Genomic DNA, 1,261 nt, shown 5'->3' on the forward strand with positions numbered 1-1,261 from the left:
CTGAGGTGCACTGTCAATAGTGGACACGTCCGTTTCAAGCAGCCAGCTTCTGTCTGCTGAATTCTTCGGCAAACGATGCTGGCGATAGATACCCGAGACGCGAGTGGCGCCGCTGGCGGTTATAGAAGATTTCGATGTACTCCGTAATCGCTGACTCCGCATCGGCTCTGGTTGCATACCTCTGGTGATGGATCAACTCGTTCTTCAAGCTACCCCAGAAGCTCTCCATGGGCGCGTTGTCGTAGCAGTTCCCCTTGCGCGACATAGAGGCCTTCATGCCGAACTGCTCGACCAGTTTTCGATAGTCGTCGGCGCAATATTGGCTGCCGCGGTCCGAATGAAGAATCAAGCCTGGCGCCGGCCGTTTGTTGCGCACAGCCTTCCACAGCGCCTGTGCCGTCAACTCCTGCGTCATCCTGGCCCCGAGCGCGTAGCCCACCATCTCGCATGTGAAGACGTCCTTGATGCCCGCCAGGTATAGCCAGCCTTCGTCGGTGGCGACATACGTGATGTCGCTCACCCAGGCTTCGTTTGGCCCTGTCGGTGCGAAAGTCTGTTCCAACAGATTCGGTGCGACCGGATAGGCGTGTTTCGAGTTCGTCGTCGCCTTAAATCTGCGCTTTTGCTTGCAGCGCAGACCAAGCTCGCGCCGCAGCCGAACGATCCGATCACGTCCCGCCTCGAAGCCTTGTGTGGCCAGTTCCGGCTGTAAGCGCAACGGTCCATACGTCTGGCGAGTTTGAACATGAGCAGCCTTGATGGCGATCTTCAGCTTCTCGTCGTCCTGTGCACGCTGCGATGCTGGACGATCCAGCGCCGCGTAATAGCCGCTGCGCGAGACGTCAAATACACGGCACAACAGGCCAAGCGGGTACTCGAGTCGCACCGTCTTCATGAACGCGTACCGGGCAGCGACTCCCTCGCAAAGTACGCGGTGGCCTTTTTTAGCACTTCCTTTTCCATCCGCTCCACGGCCAGCTCTTTACGCAGCTTTGCCAACTCGGCTTCCAGCTCCGCAACGCTTCGGCTGCCCGGTGGTGCTGCCGGGTCTGTGCTGCGCTTCGCCGCGCTCACCCAGTTGGCCAGCGTCCCTTTTGGTACCCCGATTCGCTGGGCGGCCTGTTCCTGCGATAAGCCCTGTTCCAGCACCAGCTTGACTGCTTCGGCTCTGAACTCGGGCGTGTATGTTTTCAATTTCATGTGCTTGCCCCTTCCGACAATTTTATCAATCGGAAGTGTCCGAAAAAGTCAGGGTACCTCA

1 protein-coding gene is annotated in these 1,261 nt (G+C 58.4%); it reads right to left on the bottom strand.

The window, feature by feature from the left end:
- Positions 1 to 34: 34 nt before the first annotated feature.
- Positions 35 to 1,200 (bottom strand): IS3 family transposase gene (locus GM672_RS27640; RefSeq protein ID WP_155473689.1). Its coding sequence is split into 2 segments (ribosomal slippage): positions 35 to 948 and positions 948 to 1,200, totalling 1,167 coding nucleotides; the frame shifts between segments, so codons are not numbered across the junction.
- Positions 1,201 to 1,261: the final 61 nt, after the last annotated feature.

Origin of the sequence: Pseudoduganella buxea (genome assembly GCF_009720835.1) — a bacterium.
Lineage (GTDB): Bacteria > Pseudomonadota > Gammaproteobacteria > Burkholderiales > Burkholderiaceae_D > Rugamonas > Rugamonas buxea.